Below are 17,529 nucleotides of genomic sequence, written 5' to 3'. Positions count from 1 at the left end.
TCAGGATTTTAAAATTTTGCGTATTTATTGTTAAAGAGCAACGATATAGGAAAATAATTTTTTAGTGTTGCTAAAATTTTGAAAAGAAAGCAGAGGAAAAAAATGGCAGCAATTTGGGAGAAAATCAAAGAGTTTAGACTGTATATTTTTTTGTTTTTAAGCTTGGCAGCGATTGGCGGCTTTTTGATTTTTCGAAATCAACGGGAAGAGCTTAGCTACGAGACCGATTTTTCTCAGCTTATTGAAAAAGAGAGTAGTACCGCAGAGTCCTCTAGCAGCCCCATTTATATTGATGTGAAAGGGGCAGTTCTTACTCCGGGACTCTATCAAATTGCTCCAGAAAGTCGACTGATTGAAGCGATTGAGCTTGCGGGAGGCTTTACGGCAGAGGCCGACCAGAGCCAGCTGAACTTTGCTCTTAAACTGACGGATCAGCAGGTAATCTATGTTCCTAAGGTCGGCGAAGAGACTATTCACACATTTCAATCACTTGATAATAAGAATGGGCAATCTGGTGAAGCTGACAAGGTAAACATCAATACAGCCGATTTAGCTGAATTGCAAACTCTCTCAGGGATTGGCGAAAAAAAGGCTCAGGATATTATTAATTATCGGCAAGCTAACGGTAGCTTTGCCGAGATTGCCGACTTGACGAAGGTTTCTGGTATCGGTGAAAAAACTTTAGAAAAGCTCAAGGACTTTATTACTGTCTGATATAGCTGCTTCTACTTTTTAGATAAAGCCCGCTACATCGGTATTCTACTCAGAGTAGAGAACAAAACCGCTAAATTTTCTTTCTATTTCCTAAAAAAATGCTATGCTTGAAATAAAAAAATGACGGTGTATGAGGCGGAAAATATGGAAAATTTCTTAGGTGAAAAATTACGCAGCTATCGACTGGAGCAACAACTAACCCAAAAGCAATTAGCCGATAGATTATTTGTATCGGATAAAACTATTTCCAAGTGGGAAAGGGGAGCAGGCAAGCCAGATATTGATACGTTGAAAAGCGTGGCTGACTTACTAAATTTATCAGTCGATGATTTATTAGAAGAGCGGGAACCAAATTTTTACTACGAATACCGCAGTTCCATTTTACTTTGGGGGTTGCCTCTATTACATCTGGTGATTCCCAATCTAGGGGAATTGTTGCGATATCGTTTGCTGTTTGTTAATCGCCAGTTGGACTTTAAGAAGCGCAGCCAGTATCTTCCTACTGCAAAAGGCATTTTTAGCGCTGGTCTAATTTCAAAAGGGATTTTTTCAGTTGGTCTTTTAAGCTGCGGTATTTTTTCTTTCGGGATTGCCTCAATTGGAATTGTCGCAGGTGGAGTCGCAGCTGTCGGACTCTTTGCTTTAGGTAATTTCGCAGCTGGTATAGTTTCTTTTGGTAACTTTGCTTTGGCACTTCTAGCTTTTGGTAATTTAGCTATTGGTTATTTTAGTTTAGGTAATTTTGCGATGGGCTTTTTTGCTTTAGGAAATCAGAGCGCTGGTCCGTGGTCCTATGAATTAGGCCCTAATTTCGGTTTACCTGAGATTCGTCAAGCTTTGCAAAGCCTTCAGTTTGAAGCTATCCCAACCTTTGCAAAAACATTTCTAATCGACCCTCTAGAGAACTTTTTTCAAAGCTCTTGGGCATTTCCAGTGTTGATTGTTGGATTCATAGCAGTTGTCCTTTTGGGTTTCTTTGTGATAGTGGGAACTTTGATTACGAGACTTCTAAAAGCTCGACATTCACTTTGAAAAATAAATCTGCAAGAGGCTGTGACATTAGTTAAAACAGAGCCGAACTTTACGAACAATATTTAGTAAAGACACTGAATATTGCTGATTTGCGACGAGGACCTACTGGACCGCAGGAGCAAATATAATATAGTTCGGGATTTCATCTGTTAAAAAGACTAATGTCACAGCCTCTTTTTTTGAAATTCTAACAAAATTGCGTATTTATAAATAGCCAGCCAACTTCAGTAGCCCTTAACAGTCTGTTCCTTGAAAACTAAACAACGGAGAAACTTCCTAAGATGAATTTGTAAAAGGGATGTTCAAACAATTGAAAATTTGATAGGATAATGGTAATAAATTGTTATTCAATTACTACTTGAAAAGAGGAATTTTATGACACAAGAAAATGAATCTGTAAATAAATCACAGGAACAGAGAATACCCTGGGACCAATATTTTATGGCCCAGGCAATTCTGTTAGCTTTGCGCAGTACCTGTAAGCGCCTTGAAGTCGGCGCAACATTAGTTCGTGATAAACGGATTATTGCCGGAGGTTATAATGGCTCGGTTTCAGGAGATGTCCATTGCATTGATGAAGGTTGTTATATGGTGGAAGGGCACTGCTTGAGAACGATTCACGCTGAGATGAATGCTCTTTTACAATGTGCCAAATTCGGCATTGCCACTGAGGGTGCTGAAATTTATGTCACACATTTTCCTTGCTTGCCTTGCACAAAGGCCATTTTACAGGCTGGCATTAAGAAAATTCATTATCACCATGATTATCACAATGATCCCTATGCTCTGGAACTTATTCGACAAGTTGGAGCAGAGGTCAATCAAGTTCAACTGGACAAGAAATACTTTTCAAAAATCCGTTTAGGGGTTGAGGAGGATTTCTTTGGGGAATAAGCTGACAAATTATTGGCTGTTTCCTGTGATTTTTTCGGCTGCTTTAGCTGGTCTTCTAATTGCGCCAAGTCTTTGGCTAGCTGTAGTCACTAGTTATTTATTGATACATTTATGCTGTAAACGCAGCAGGAAGTTATGGCTTCTTGCGATTGTTTGCAGCTTTTTTTTGTGCAGTTTGACAACTAACGCTTTGAGTAAAACTCATTTGTCAAAAAAAGAGTTAGCAACAAATTATTTTGTAGTCCAAATTCAACCAGATAGCATCAAAGTAAATGGGGATTTAATAACTTTTACTAGTCAGGATCTCTCAACTAAGAAAAAGTATCTGACAAGGCTGTTGGTTAAAAGTGAAGCTGAAAAAGAACAATGGCAACAACACGCTCAAAGTAGTGTTTTAACTGTTGAAGGAGAACTCAGTAAGGCTGATGGTCAGCGCAATTTAGGTGGCTTTAATTACCAAGATTATTTAAAGACGATGGGGCAGGCGGGTATTTTAACGATAGAGGCCTACCAAATCAAGGGAGAAAATAATTCTGTTAGTTTAAGTAAAATACGACGGCAATTGATAATATATGTTCAAGAAACCTTCTCAGAAAAAATCCGGAGCTATCTAGAACCATTGATTTTAGGTTATCGGCAGCAAAGCTTTCAGGAATTGAGGGAGGTTTATTCTGGTGTTGGTTTGGCGCAATTAATCAGTATGTCGGGTATCCATATTGTCATAATCTTAAATCTTTTTTATTGGGTTATGCGCCGTTGCCACTTGACCTTAGAAGCCTCGATTTTTCCTTTATGTATCGTAGGCTTTACAGTTATAATCCTTTGTAGTGCCGGTATTCCTGTTTTGAGAGGTGGGATCGCCTTCTTACTGCAAAGATTGAAACAGTTGTTTAATTGGCAATTGTCAAAAATGGATTCATTTAGTATCACACTTTTTCTTGTTTTAATTCTACGTCCGTTAGCCTTTCTTTCACTATCCGGAATTATTTCATTTGCGTTGAGTTTTCTATTATTGGAGCTTAACCAAATTGAATTCAAAGCCTATGCTCCGTTAAAGAGAAACTTGATTCTGCAAGCCTGTCTAATCCCAATTTTTGCAGCAAGCTTCTATCAAATTCCGATTTTAGGAGCCTTTTTTAGTATTCTTTTCTTTCCGCTATTTAAAACTATCTTGTTTCCAGTGTTTTTATTCTGTTTGCCATTTAGTCTTTTAAAAGATTTTTTAGTTTTTGAGCTTTTTCAGGGACTTTTGGAGTTTTTACTCTTCATTATAGAAAGTTTTTTAAAAACATTCTCTGGTTTTTCGCTAAGTTTGAGTAACATCAGCTCGCTAACACTTTTATTCTTGTTGATATGCAGTCTGTTTTTCATAATTGCAATTAAAAAAGCTAATTGGCAAATTGTTATTCCAATTTTGCTAGTATTACTTTTACCCACTTACAAACATTATTTCAGAACCGATTATTTTTTTGCGTTTGTTGATGTCGGTCAGGGAGATGCCATTTACTTTGAAGCACCTTTTCTGCAGGAGACGATTCTAATTGATACGGGAGGGCGGCTGGATTTTTCTCGTGAAAGCTGGCAAGAGCGCCATAACCAAAGCCCCTCAGAATACAATTTAATCCCGTTTCTCCAATCACGAGGTGTGAAAACCATCGATAAATTGATTATTACCCACGCTGATGAAGATCACATGGGCGAAACGACAAATCTTTTAAAAAAATTCTCTGTAGATGAACTTTATTTAGCGGATGGTGTTCAAAATAATGAAAAACTTCATGATTTTTTAAAAAGCTTCAAAGAACAAAACGGGAAATTGAAGTTGGTTAAAGCTGGCGACGCTATTGGCGATTATTTCAAATTTCAGATACTGGATCCCTTAAAAAATGTCTTAGGAGAAAACAATGATTCATTAGTTTTATGGACGAAGTTGCAGGAGCATTCGCTACTTTTAACAGGTGACCTTGAGGCTGAGGGAGAGCAGGAGCTTTTGAAAAATTATCCAAATTTGTCTACTGATATTTTAAAAGTCGGTCATCATGGTAGTCGCACCTCAACCACTTCAGAATTTATTGATCAGCTAGAGCCAACATTAGCAATTATTTGCTGTGGTAAAGATAATCGATTTGGGCATCCACATCCCGAGGTTTTAACAACTCTTACAGACAGTCAGGTCTTACGTACCGACCTCGATGGCATGATTTATTTTTCAGGGAGAAACTTTAAAATGGAGGATATTCAAACAGTTGTGCAACAGGAATAAAGTCAAGGTATTTAACAGCTAGTCAAACCTGTGTCGTCATGATAGGATAACACATGAGGAAGTGAACTAATGTGAATGCACAACAAGGTATCAAGGCCATAAATGAAAAGCTGGAGCAGGTTTATCTAATTTTAGGAACTGAAAAATATTTGCAGGATGAAGTGCGGCAGGCGTTTTTAACGAAGACCCAAGTGGCAGATGAAGCAGATTTAAACTTTGCAGCCTTTGATTTAAGGGAAGACACGCTGGCTGAGGTCATGAATGAAGTAGAGAGCATGCCTTTTTTTGGCGATAACCGCTTAGTTTTTGTTGAGAATCCTGATTTTTTAACAGGGGCCAAAAATCAAAAAGAACAGGAAAACTTGGCCGAGTTTATTGCTTATTTACAACAACCGGTGGAATCAACGGTGCTGGTGATATTTGCTCCTTATGAAAAGCTTGATGAACGCAAAAAAGTCACTAAGACATTAAAAAAAGCAGCCACTTTAATTGAGACTAAACCGCCGACTGAAGGGGAATTGAAAAAACAGCTGCAGGAGCTGTTCGCCACAGAACAGATTTCAATCAGTTCAGAAAATTTGGAGCTGATATTGCGTCTAACTGATTTAAGTTTATCTAAAATCATGGGGGAATTTCAAAAATTAGTTACTAATGTTGGTGCCAATGGTGAAATCACTCGAGAAATTATCCAAGATTTAATTCCTAAAACTTTGGAGCATAATATCTTTGATATGACCAATTTTGTTTTGCAGGGAAAAGCAGAGGCGGCACTGCGACTTTACGATGATTTATTGCTGCAGGGAGAAGAAACAATCAAGATTAATAGCATTTTGATTAGTCAGGTTCGTTTGTATCTGCAAACCAAAATTTTAGTCGGCATCGGCTATCAGCAGGGAAATATTGCCAGCACATTGGCGATTCATCCTTATCGAGTGAAATTGGCCATGCAGGAAGTGCGAAGGTTTCAATTAGAGACTTTGGAAACTATCTTTGATCAATTGGTGGAAAATGACTACCGATTTAAAACAGGGCAGGGGGACAAGGAAATCCTGTTTCAATTATTCGTCTTAAATACTGCGAAAAAAGTCAGTTAGATACCATGTAAATTGAAGTTTAGTTGCTATAAAAAATGATTTTTGATTGAACTTAAAGAAGCGACTATCCAAACGATTTTTTAGGAGTGAAGGGACAAAAGATGAAAAAAGGTGTGTTGTTGGTAAATTTAGGAACACCAGAAGTACCGGAGGCGCCAGCGGTTAAACAATATCTGGCGCAGTTTTTAAGCGACAAGCGGGTGATAGACTATCCAAGATTTATTTGGCTGCCAATTTTACATGGCATTATTCTAAAGGTTCGCCCAGAAAAGTCAGCAAAGCTCTATCAAAAAATTTGGCGACCAGAAGGCTCTCCTTTGGCAATTTACACCAAAGCTCAGGCTGACAATTTACAGCAGCTTTTGCCGGATTATCAGGTGAGCTACGCAATGACCTATGGCCAGCCGTCAATTACCCAAGAAATTGTCGAGCTGCAGAACAATTGTTCTGATATTACTATCTTGCCACTGTACCCGCAGTATTCTAATACAACGGTAGCGCCAATTTATGATCAATTGGCGACGATTGAGGGATTGGATGTTAATCAATTAAATAAAATTAAAGACTTCCATGACAACCCCTTATATATTTCTTTATTAGCAGCGAATATTCAAGGTGAATTAAGTCGGACTGACTACGACCTGCTGTTATTTTCCTATCACGGCGTGCCAGTTTCCGTCATCCAAAAAGGCGACCCGTATGCACGGCAATGCCAAAAGACGACTGAGGCAGTCATGGAATTGGTAAAAAACATTCCCTACCAATTAACCTATCAATCAAAATTTGGTCCTGCCAAATGGCTGACACCAGCAACTAGCGAAACATTGATGGCACTGCCGAAAAAAGGGATTAAAAGAGTGCTGGTGGTGACCCCGGGATTTGTGGCGGACTGCTTGGAAACCTTAGAGGAAATTGAAGAAGAGAATCGCCAATATTTTCTAGCGAATGGTGGCGAACTATTTGAATATCTGCATCCCTTTAATGAATCTTGGACCTTCACAGAAGTTTTAAAGGAGCTTGTGCTTGCGGCTGATAATGAAAGAAAAAAATTGAAAACTAATAGAAAAATGATTTAGCTATGGAGAGTGGATAATGATTGTTGCCCGAAAAAAAATAATTCAGATTTTTTTAAGTAACGTTAATCATTTTTGAATAGCTGAGGGTAGCAAAAAAGCAATCAATTTTAATTGATTGCTTTTTTTTAAACCTTATTTAGCTAATTGTTTGCTTAAACGAGATTTGTCACGACCAGCTTTGTTCTTATGGATTAATCCTTTAGTCTCAGCCTTGTCGATTGCTGTAACAGCATCTTTATATAGTGCATCTACGTTGTCAGCTCCAGCAGCAACTGCATCTTCAAATTTCTTGATTGCAGTGCGCATTGCGCTTTTTTGAGATGAATTTTTCGCACCAGCGATTTCGCTTGTACGAACACGTTTGATTGCAGATTCAATGTTTGGCATTTTTTCACCTCCGATAAGTAGGATCTTATGCACGTGGCATAATCAACAGTAATCATTATACCTAAAGGCTGATGTCTTTGCAATACATGTGACAAGTTTTTTTCCTTAACAGTGGAAATTTGCACATTTTTCTAGTTTATAGAGCTCACAATTTTGACAATCTTGCATATTTTTAGGTTGATTGTCCTGATAGTCGGGTGTTTTAATCGTCCGTAACAGGCGCAGTCCGTTTAGAATAACTAAAATTGTGCTGCCTTCATGACCGACGACACCAAGGGGTAGACTAATAATTTGGAAAAAGTTTGACAGAACCAACAACAAAATGACTATTAAAGAGAACACAATATTTTGTTTTACGATTCGCTGCAATTTTTTTGACAGCTGGTGGCTCATTTGTAATTTACTTAAATCATTTTTGATTAAGACAACATCGGCCACATCCATCGCAATATCGGTTCCTTCTCCCATAGCAATTCCGATCGAGGCGGTTGCAAGCGCAGGGGCATCATTAATGCCATCGCCGACCATGGCGTTGACTTGATAGTTTTCTTTTTCAGCAGCTATTAAATTGGTTTTATCTTCCGGCAGACAATCTGCGTAATACTTTTGAATCCCGATTTCCTTAGCGATAACCTTGGCAGTACCTTGATGATCACCTGTCATCATCGTGGTGTGAACACCTTGTTGATTAAAATACTGAACGACTTGACGAGCTTCGGCTTTAGCCACATCAAAGAGGGCGATGACAGCTTGTAGTTGATCTTCTTTGGCTAAGTAAATAACTGTTTTTCCGGAATCTTGAAAATAAGTAATCTTATCTAATACTTCTGCTGAGACTTGCGTGCTTTTTGGATCAAAGGCATGCTTACCGATTTTCCATAACTGGCCTTCGATTTCAGCTTGAACACCAAAGCCAGCAATCTCTGTCACATCAACTTGTTTTAACTCTTCAGGCAGGTCAATGATAAAGTGGTCAACAATTGCTTCGGCCAGTGGGTGGGTTGTTTTAGATTCCAAGGCAACTAGCACATCAATGGCAGTTTTTTTATCCCCTAAAAACAGGCTGTCAGTAACGGTTGGCTTCCCCCTGGTTAAGGTTCCTGTTTTATCGAAGGCAATTGCTTTTAATTGGGCTAGATTTTCTAGATAGGTGCCGCCTTTAAAGAGCACACCGTTTCTGGCGCCATTAGAAATGGCCGCCAGAGTTGCTGGTGTTGCCGCCGCAACCAAAGCACAAGGGGAGGCGACGACTAGCAGTACCATTCCTCGATAAAAACTTTCTTGGAAGCTCCAGCCTAATAAAAAATGACTTAAGATAATTGATAGGGGAACCAGAACTAACACAGCTTTAACATAAATATTTTCAATTTTTTCAATGAAGGAAGCGGTTTGCGTTGGTGTATTTTGGGCATCCTCGACTAACCGAATAATTTTTGCAAACAAAGTATCTTCGCTAGTTTTTGAAACGCTCATGGTAAAGGCGTTTCCGGTGTTGGTGGTGCCGCCAAAAACCTCTGCTCCAATACTCTTTTCAACCGGAACAGACTCACCACTAATGGCTGCTTCGTCAATCGTTGTTCGACCTTGAATAATGTCACCGTCAATTGGAATAGCTGCGCCCTTAGGTACTACCACTTGATCAGACAAATTTAACTCTGAGACTTCCACTTCTTGAGTGCGGCCGTTTGCCAACAATTTTAAAGCCTTCGTTGGTTTCAATTGCATTAAGGCCGTAATTTCTTTTTTGCTTTTATTGGTTGTATACTCCTCTAAAGCGGCGCTAAGACAAAAGATAAAGGTCAGCATCGCACCTTCAAACCAATTGCCGATGATGCAGGCTCCGATTGCAGCTAGCGCCATTAATAAATCAACATTCAAGGTTCTCTCATGAATGATTTCACTAATGCCTTCAGTGGTTTGTTTCCAACCTCCAGAAAAAATCGCCACAGCAAAAAACAATGGATAACTGCCGATTTGTAACTTTTCTAAAATAAATCCCAACACCATAAAAACTAAGCAGCTGATTGTTGAGAACACGGCTTGCTTTTCTGCTTTTCCCATGATGATTTTCCTCCTTATGCAATAAATTTTTCAATTTCCTCTTTACACATAAAGCATATCATATAAAAAGTCTAATTGATAATAAAATATAGTAATTGAGAATGAAAGTAATTATCACTTAAAGATTAAATCTTTTATTAACTGTTTTTTCGAAAAATCATAACGATAATTATTATCATTTAAGGCACAAAAAAACCTCTTCTAAAAAGAAGAGGCAAGGTGATTTGTTTATAGAACACTTGTAAATAACCAATAACCGAGTACGATAATTCCGAGCACGATTCGATACCAGCCAAACACTGTGAAGTCATTGCGTTTGATGTAGTTCATCAAGAAGCGAATGGCGATAATAGAAACGAAATAAGAAACAGCTGTACCGACTAACAAGACGACAATTTCGCCGATGGAGAAACTATTGCCGGCTGTAATAAATTTCAAAATTTTGTAGCCGCTGGCAGCGAACATTGTCGGAATTCCTAGGAAGAAGGAGAATTCCGTTGCCACAAAGCGGGAAGCCCCAATCATAATACCACCTAAAATGGTAGCGCCAGAACGAGAAGTTCCGGGAACAAGTGACAGGACTTGGAAAAATCCGACAATTAAAGCTGCTTTATAGGTGAAGCGATTCAAATCCGTACATTTCGGCTGTTTAGTTTTATTAATTCTTTCGACAATAATAAAGGCAATCCCATAAATAATCAGGACGATAGCCACACTAACAAAGTTTTGGAGATGAGCTTCTAAAAAATCATTAATCAGCAGTCCGATAATACCAGAGGGGATAAAAGCAATGACGACTTTACTCCACAAGCTCCACGTATCTTTTTTTTCAATTTCTGTTTTAGTTTGGGAAAAAGGATTTAACTTATCGAAATAAAGGACAACGACGGCCATAATCGCTCCCAGCTGAATAACCACATTAAACATGTTCATAAATTCAGCCGACAAATCCATTTTTATAAATTCGTCCAGCAAAATTAAATGACCGGTACTACTTATCGGCAGCCATTCGGTGATGCCTTCAACAATCCCAAAGAAGACTGCTTTAATAATATTTACAAATAAAACCATTTTTTCATTCCTTTCATCAGGGTAATTATAATTAAGCGAATCAAATAACTGAAATACCTTTTCTAGTATACCGATAATCTTGAAAAAAACCAATGCTATTAGAAAAAATAAAAAAACTGCTAGCAGGTTTTCTTAATGAGACAGTTTTCACAGCTCATTTACGAAGGTCTGCAGCAGTTTATAACCATTATTATTGTAATAACTCATGGGAAATCTTTTTGCCCGCTTCAATATGGCTGATATCATTAATCCCCTCAATCGAAAATTTACCATTTTCGTAGCTGAGTTTGGTGACCGAGCCATTCTCAATGCCGGCGCCCATTGGTTGTTGATTATCAATCAGACTCAATAAAAAGGCAATCGTCAAACCGTGGGAGACTATCAAGACGTTGCCACCACCAGCCTTTTCCCGCTTATAAGCGATGTCTTCAAAGCCAGTCCAAACCCGATGGCGTAACTGTTCGTAAGTTTCAGCCCAGTTTGCTGTGTCCGCTTGGAAAACTGCATCGGCAACTTCTTTAAAGTCCATTTGATTCATAGGCGTATCGGGATTGATATTTAAAACGCGGGGAATAATGCCCCACATTTCTGCATCATAAGCACCTTCAAGGGAACCAAAGCACCATTCACGAATCCGCGGATCAGTAGTGTAGGGGATTTGGCGGCCATCAAGATGCTCGCCTAAAAGAATTCTGGATGTCTCAATTGCCCGGCCGCTATCAGAAGAATAAGCTTCTGCAAAGGGAACTTCTCTTAAACCCAGAGCCGCAAAGTGAATTCCTTGCTGGCCTTCTTTAGTCAAAGGCGTATCACACCAGCCTTGAACACGGGTTAAAGCATTGAACATTGTTTTTCCGTGGCGCACAACATATAAAACTGTTTTTGTCATGGTAAAGTCTCCTCATTCGTATTAAGGTACTAAATTTTTTTAAAAAAATTTAGGTTGATTCTCATTCCGTATACCATCCCACTAGGTTCTTTTGACTTGATAAGTGGGAGCTATTTGTTTTGTTGATTTACGTTTAACAACTCGAGAAAAGTGGGACTAGCATCCTAGCTCAACTTCAATTAGTTATTAAAAAAAGGATTGGTTTTGCGTTCCCGCTCGATTGTGGTCGCTTCGCCGTGTCCGGGGAAGGCAGGCATTTCGCCGGGCAGGGTGAACAATTGGGTTTTGATACTATTTAATAATTGCTCCAAATTGCCAGTGGGTAAATCGGTACGGCCGATACTGCCACGGAATAAAGCGTCGCCGACAACCGCAAAGTCATCGAAGATAAAGCTGACGCTGCCGATCGAATGCCCCGGTGTCGCCACAACTTCAAAGCGCATGCCGCTAAGAATGTATTCCTTTAAATCAAATTCATATTCTGCTGGCTGAACGATAATATTATCCATATCATCGTGGCGGCCCAAGCCAGATAAATTCAAGAGGGGATCACTGAGCCAAGCCTGCTCTAATGGGCTGACATAGACTGGGATGTGATAAAGTGCCCGCAGGTCCTCCACGGCACCAATGTGATCATAATGGGTGTGGGTCAATAAAATCGCTATGGGTTTGCGTTGCAATTTTTTTATTTCTTCTGAGATGACTAGCGCATCTTCACCTGGATCGATGATTAATAAGTTTTCTTCGTTTGATACCAGATAACAATTTTCTTCTGCGATACCGGTTTTTATTTGTAAAATTTCCACGAAATAGCCTCCTTTGGTTCTTCTTGTTTCATTATAGATATTTTTCTTGGATTACGCTAGGGACAGCTGCTAACTTTAGTAAAAAGACGAGGCCGTGACATTAGTCTTGTTAACAGATGGAATCCCGAATTATATTGTATTTGCGACTTTGGTAAAGTAGGTCCTCGTCGCAAATCCTCAATACTTGATGGTGCTTGGCAGATATTGTTCGGAAAAATCAGTTCTGTCTTAACTAATGTCACAGCCTCGTCTACTGTTTGTTAACGAAAATTGGTAAATTGTAATTCAATCGGCAGGTCCAAATCTCTTAATAGGGTAATGATTTTTTGTAAATCATCGCGACTTTTGCCGGTGACGCGAATCTGATCGTCTTGAATTTGTGATTTTACTTTGATTTTGCTATTTTTGATGGCCGTGTTGATTTTCTTGGCATTGTCTTTATCAATGCCGGTGATAAGATCCGCTGATTGGCGAACGGTTCCACCTAAGGCGTGTTCACTATCAGAAAAATGGATATTTTTTACCGGTACTTCTCGTTTGATAAGTTTACTGAATAAAACATCTTTGATTTGCTCCATTTTAAAATCATCATCGGCGACAACGACAACTTTTTCCCCCTCCAATTTGATCTCAACTTTGGCCCCTTTGAAATCAAAACGGTTGGTGATTTCTTTTAAAGCGATTTGAATCGCATTTTTCACTTCTTCCAAATTTACTTCGCTAACTACATCAAAGCTTGCATCTTTTGCCATGAAAATCCCTCCAATTGCTTTTTATCTATGGTATCAAAGTTTCCTGAATCAGACAAATTTTCAAAAATAAAATTGTTCTCATTAAATCACGGCATATCTTGCTTTTAGACTAATTTCTAGCTATTCTAGCACTAGCGATTTTGAAATAGCTTAAGAAATGAGGGCAGTTGTGTGAAAATTCAACAACGGGAGTTTATAAAAAAGATTTTAGTAATTATCCTCTGCGGGCTGACCGGTGGTTTGGCCTTAAATTTCTTTTTAATTCCGGGTCATATTTTATCGGCCGGGATGAACGGGGTTGCCCAAATTATCACCAGCGTGCTGTGGCAAAACTTTCAAATCCATGTCAGCACTGGACTGTTTATTTTCCTTTTGAATGTGCCTTTATTTATTTTAGGATTTGTAAAATTAGGGAAAGAAAATGTAATTTATAGCTTTGCCAATGTGATTTCGGTCTCTCTGTTTACAATGATTACTCCGCTAGGGGAAATTACCGATAATATTATGATGAACGGGATTGTCGGCGGGGTGCTTTTAGGGATTGGCGCTGGTTATTCCCTGAAAATGGGTTTTACCAGTGGCGGGATGGATATTCTTTCGTTAGTCTTATCAAAAACGACGGGCAAAACCGTCGGCAAATATATGTTTTTGTTAAATGGCGTGATTGTTTTGATGGCAGGGCTAATTTTTGACTGGGAGAGTGCTCTGTATACGATTATTTCAATTTTTTGTATGAGCCAAGTTGTTGACGTGATTCACACTAGTCATCAAAAATTGACAGTTATGATTGTTACACAGAAGGCTGATGAGGTTGCTGACGAAATTAGCCGGCAATTATTCCGCGGGATGACGCTTTTTCCATCGAAGGGCGGCTTTTCAAAAACCGACAGCACCACGATTATGATGGTGATTACCCGCTATGAATTGTACCAACTGGAGCAAATTTTAACGGCCGTTGACGAAGGAGCTTTTGTCAACGTCATGCCGACACAAGCGGTGTTAGGCCAGTTTGCCAATGAAGATGAGCAAAAATATTTTCAGACAACAGGCAATTTTCCTAATTTAAAAAAACACAATAGCAAACGCTAATAATAGTAGTAAACTCTGTCTCAAAATAGTTGCGACAGAGTTTTTTTCGATTATTTTCTGAAAAAAGCAAAAAAAGCGTGATTTTTCTACTGATTATGCTATCATGCTACATATGAATTCTTTGGAGGTATGTGTATGTTATTCGGGACAGCAAAATTTAATCAAGACAATCATTTAGAAATCGGCGGGGTGGATACAACTGAGCTGGTCAAAGAATATGGCAGCCCGCTCTTTGTCTATGATGTGGCTCATATTCGGCAAATGGCCCGAGGCTTTAAGCAAACCTTCGAAGAGATGAAGTTAAAAAATAAAGTGATTTATGCCAGTAAAGCCTTCAGCTGCTTGGCAATTTATGATCTATTAAAAGAAGAGTCCTTGTCCTGCGATGTGGTTTCCGGCGGCGAATTATTCACCGCTTTAAAGGGAGGCTTTCCGGCGAGTGAAATTGAATTTCACGGCAATAATAAAACAGCTGTCGAGCTGAGAGAAGCTGTTGCAGCAGGAATTGGTACTATCATTATCGACAATTTTTATGAAATTGAATTACTCAGCAGTATTTTACATGAAACTGGGAAAAAACAAAAAGTGCTTTTCCGAGTATCTCCGGGGATTGAAGCTGAAACCCATGAATATATTTTAACTGGCCAAGAGGATTCAAAATTTGGCTTTGATGTTGCCAGCGGTCAGGCGGAACAGGCATTACAAATGTTGTTAAATGATGATGCCTTTGAGGTTGCTGGTGTTCATTGCCATATTGGTTCGCAAATTTTTGATACGACGGGCTTTAGTTTAGCGGCCGATAAAATGATTGAGCTTCTGGCTGCTTGGGCGAAAGCTTATCAATTTGAAGCCAAAATTTTAAATGTCGGCGGCGGTTTTGGCATTCGCTATACATCATCAGATGATCCATTACCACCGGCGGAATTTGTCAAAATTATTGCTGCAAAAATTCAAGAACACTGGAAAAAAATCAGTTATCCATTGCCAGAAATTCAAATTGAACCCGGACGGAGCATTGTCGCAGAAGCCGGGACCACGTTATATACTGTGGGCTCGCAAAAAGAAATTCCCGGCATTCGCAATTATGTGTCTGTTGATGGCGGGATGGGGGATAACATCCGCCCGGCCTTGTATGAAGCTGAATATGATGCTCATCTAGCAAACAGAGCGGGGGACAATCCTGAAAAAATCCGTTTGGTCGGCAAATATTGCGAATCCGGTGACATCCTCATCCGCAATATTGAAATGCCGCGATTAATTCCGGGAGATTTAGTTGCCTTAACTAGCACCGGTGCCTATGGTTACTCGATGGCGAGTAATTATAACCGCAATCTTAAACCAGCTGTGGTCTTTGTTGAGAATGGTGCAGCGACTTTAGTTGTTCGCCGGGAGACCTATGAAGATTTAATTGCGCTGGATGTCCCTATCAAATAATAACAACTCGTTTACACTTACTAAAAAAAAGAGTAAAATAAAAGAAATAATTTGTAAGGCAGCGTGATTACGCCAAACAAAATAATTAAAGGAGTGGTTCCAGTGACTGAACAAAATCAAGAATGGTCCCCAACAGAAATCGAAGCCATTAAAGAGCGGATTTTAACCGCTTTGGAAACCGTAATCGATCCCGAGTTAGGCATTGATATTGTCAACCTTGGTTTAGTATATGAAATTGAATTTGAACCAGATGGCGAAACAGTCATTAAAATGACTTTGACCACCATGGGCTGTCCTTTGGCGGATATTCTAACGGAACAAATTCATGAAGCGATGAAGGAAGTGCCAGAGGTGGCCAATGTTGAAGTCAAACTCGTTTGGTATCCTGCTTGGACAACGGATAAAATGAGTCGCTATGCTCGGATTGCTTTAGGGATTCGTTAAAAATTAGAAAAAATCAACTTCTGATACAAAAACTGTATCAGGAGTTTTTTTGAGTTACGATGCCACTTCTTTGATAAAATCACATCCGATTAATTTATAAGGAATAATCGGAGAATCCTTTGAATTATTCTCTGACAGCCCTGCAAACTTCTGCTATCCTAATAAGAAGAATAGAAACGTGCAAGAGAGGAAACATACTATGACAAAAATTGAAACCTACTGGCAGCATTTTGCTGCAAAACATGATTTAGCCACTGAATTGCCAGAGGCCTGGATGTTTGGCGATGGCAGTCCAGAAATGGCTGATGAATTAGGCCATCTGGTGGTTAAGGGAATAAAGTCTGGAACCTGCTCAGCTTTTCCTTTATATAAGCTTGAAGGGGAGGAAATTCCTCAAGTCGGCCAATATGAGATTATTCTTGATGGCCGTAATTTACCATTAGCTATTATCCAGACCACCAAAGTGGAAATTTTGCCGATGAATCAAGTCTCTGAAGAATTTGCCCGCTCAGAAGGGGAAGGAGATTTAAGCTATCGTTATTGGTATGATGCCCACGAAGCTTTTTTCCGACAAGCGCTACGGGAGTTTGACCTTGAGTTTACCCCAGAATTATTGCTAGTCTGCCAAAACTTTCAGGTGGTTGGTTGATACCAAACTACTTAGGAGGCAAAATATGGAGAATAAAACGACAGAGTTCACTGTTTTACTGCAAAAAAATGATTTTTTTATTTATCATATTTTATTGATTCCTGAAGTACTAATGCCGACTGTTCAGGCAACTGCCACAGAAGACAGCATCACAATTCAGGAAAACTTTCCAGAGGACTTGAAAAAATCAATTGGATACGATGAAGAGTGGCGCTTTCGCAAAATTTTTGACCAACCAGAAAAGTCAATTGGGCAATTAGCTGACACTTTCATAACTAGTTTATTGGATTATTTGATACGGGATTCGAAGAATCAGTTTATCTGTAGGGTTGTTATTGAGACACCGGCATCCCAGCTATTAGAAGCAGCTATCAAAAAAGAGCTGTTTCGCTTAACGGAGGTTTCGCTTGGGAATAGTAATCTATTTAGCCAATTGCTAAATCTTAAAGAAGTTTATCACGCGGAGTTTTTACCGAAGAGCCGCTTTGAAGAAGCTCTGGATTTTTCAGAAATAACGTATATTAGAGAACACTTTACCGAAGAACTATTGTTTGAGGAGCTGCTGCGGTGTAAATACGCTGAGAAAACTTTGCTTCAATTATTGCAGCTCCCGCCTGAATTACAAAAGTCTTTGGCTGAATTAATGTCAGCAAGACCTTATTATTCAAAAGCGGGGATTTATTATCTTGATTTTACCGCACTTTTCTTGGCTAATCTTGAAAAATTGTTTCAGGGAAATCCGCAGATTTTCCACCAAAATTTAATCAAAGAAAATTTAGCAAAGGCCGATATTCTTTTGCAACTTATGTCGTCTCCTCAATAGGTAAAATAAAAACACTTAAACAGCGAAGACCTTTATCAAGATTCTGATTAG

The 17,529-nt window shown here is 39.1% G+C and carries 17 protein-coding genes; 11 read left to right on the top strand and 6 right to left on the bottom strand.

Annotation, left to right across the window (positions count from 1 at the left end; translation table 11 throughout):
• The first annotated feature begins 102 nt into the window (after positions 1-102).
• The 6 genes from AC1Z3S_RS05885 (at position 103) to hemH (ending at position 7,073) form a co-directional block, all read left to right on the top strand.
• Positions 103-714, top strand: coding sequence for a helix-hairpin-helix domain-containing protein (locus AC1Z3S_RS05885; protein ID WP_461739586.1), 612 nt, complete (start codon positions 103-105; stop codon positions 712-714).
• Positions 715-858: 144 nt separating this feature from the next.
• Positions 859-1,746, top strand: a complete 888-nt coding sequence (locus AC1Z3S_RS05880) for a helix-turn-helix domain-containing protein (RefSeq protein WP_461739585.1) — start codon at positions 859-861, stop codon at positions 1,744-1,746.
• Positions 1,747-2,121: 375 nt separating this feature from the next.
• Positions 2,122-2,640, top strand: coding sequence for a ComE operon protein 2 (locus AC1Z3S_RS05875; protein ID WP_461739584.1), 519 nt, complete (start codon positions 2,122-2,124; stop codon positions 2,638-2,640).
• The gene (locus AC1Z3S_RS05870) at positions 2,630-4,903 is read left to right on the top strand and encodes a DNA internalization-related competence protein ComEC/Rec2 (protein WP_461739583.1); all 2,274 of its coding nucleotides are present in this window, start codon (positions 2,630-2,632) and stop codon (positions 4,901-4,903) included. The genes AC1Z3S_RS05875 and AC1Z3S_RS05870 overlap by 11 nt, the downstream gene beginning before the upstream one ends.
• Positions 4,904-4,974: 71 nt before the next feature.
• Positions 4,975-5,997 carry a DNA polymerase III subunit delta gene (gene holA, locus AC1Z3S_RS05865; protein ID WP_461739582.1) on the top strand — a complete coding sequence of 341 codons (1,023 nt, stop codon included), beginning with the start codon at positions 4,975-4,977 and terminating at the stop codon, positions 5,995-5,997.
• A gap of 101 nt (positions 5,998-6,098) precedes the next feature.
• Complete coding sequence (hemH, locus tag AC1Z3S_RS05860) at positions 6,099-7,073, top strand: ferrochelatase (protein ID WP_461739581.1); 975 nt, start codon at positions 6,099-6,101, stop codon at positions 7,071-7,073.
• Positions 7,074-7,205: 132 nt separating this feature from the next.
• Here hemH and rpsT read toward each other — a convergent pair whose 3' ends face one another.
• The 6 genes from rpsT to AC1Z3S_RS05830 form a co-directional block, all read right to left on the bottom strand.
• A complete protein-coding gene (rpsT, locus tag AC1Z3S_RS05855) occupies positions 7,206-7,460 on the bottom strand; it encodes a 30S ribosomal protein S20 (protein WP_265457433.1) in 255 nt (84 codons plus the stop codon).
• Positions 7,461-7,565: 105 nt separating this feature from the next.
• Positions 7,566-9,521, bottom strand: a complete 1,956-nt coding sequence (locus AC1Z3S_RS05850; protein ID WP_461739580.1) for a heavy metal translocating P-type ATPase — start codon at positions 9,519-9,521, stop codon at positions 7,566-7,568.
• 228 nt (positions 9,522-9,749) lie between these two features.
• Positions 9,750-10,592, bottom strand: a complete 843-nt coding sequence (locus AC1Z3S_RS05845) for an undecaprenyl-diphosphate phosphatase (protein WP_461739579.1) — start codon at positions 10,590-10,592, stop codon at positions 9,750-9,752.
• A 190-nt stretch (positions 10,593-10,782) separates the two neighbouring features.
• On the bottom strand, positions 10,783-11,481 hold the full coding sequence (locus AC1Z3S_RS05840) for a histidine phosphatase family protein (protein ID WP_461739578.1): 699 nt from the start codon (positions 11,479-11,481) through the stop codon (positions 10,783-10,785).
• 179 nt (positions 11,482-11,660) lie between these two features.
• Positions 11,661-12,287, bottom strand: coding sequence for an MBL fold metallo-hydrolase (locus AC1Z3S_RS05835; RefSeq protein ID WP_461739577.1), 627 nt, complete (start codon positions 12,285-12,287; stop codon positions 11,661-11,663).
• A 260-nt stretch (positions 12,288-12,547) separates the two neighbouring features.
• Positions 12,548-13,039, bottom strand: a complete 492-nt coding sequence (locus tag AC1Z3S_RS05830) for a YajQ family cyclic di-GMP-binding protein (RefSeq protein ID WP_461739576.1) — start codon at positions 13,037-13,039, stop codon at positions 12,548-12,550.
• Between the two features lie 171 nt (positions 13,040-13,210).
• Here AC1Z3S_RS05830 and AC1Z3S_RS05825 point away from each other — a divergent pair, with 171 nt between their 5' ends.
• From AC1Z3S_RS05825 to AC1Z3S_RS05805, 5 genes are all read left to right on the top strand, one after another.
• Positions 13,211-14,128 carry a YitT family protein gene (locus tag AC1Z3S_RS05825; RefSeq protein WP_461739575.1) on the top strand — a complete coding sequence of 306 codons (918 nt, stop codon included), beginning with the start codon at positions 13,211-13,213 and terminating at the stop codon, positions 14,126-14,128.
• 129 nt (positions 14,129-14,257) lie between these two features.
• A complete protein-coding gene (gene lysA, locus AC1Z3S_RS05820; protein ID WP_461739574.1) occupies positions 14,258-15,562 on the top strand; it encodes a diaminopimelate decarboxylase in 1,305 nt (434 codons plus the stop codon).
• 102 nt (positions 15,563-15,664) lie between these two features.
• Positions 15,665-16,006, top strand: coding sequence for a metal-sulfur cluster assembly factor (locus tag AC1Z3S_RS05815; protein ID WP_461736558.1), 342 nt, complete (start codon positions 15,665-15,667; stop codon positions 16,004-16,006).
• Positions 16,007-16,205: 199 nt separating this feature from the next.
• A complete protein-coding gene (locus AC1Z3S_RS05810; RefSeq protein WP_461739573.1) occupies positions 16,206-16,655 on the top strand; it encodes an ASCH domain-containing protein in 450 nt (149 codons plus the stop codon).
• A gap of 25 nt (positions 16,656-16,680) precedes the next feature.
• Positions 16,681-17,478 (top strand): hypothetical protein, encoded by a 798-nt coding sequence (locus tag AC1Z3S_RS05805; RefSeq protein ID WP_461739572.1) that lies wholly within the window; start codon positions 16,681-16,683, stop codon positions 17,476-17,478.
• Positions 17,479-17,529 lie beyond the last annotated feature (51 nt).

This window comes from Enterococcus sp. LJL90 (assembly GCF_056924355.1).
This window is presented reverse-complemented; position numbering and strand designations above follow the sequence as displayed.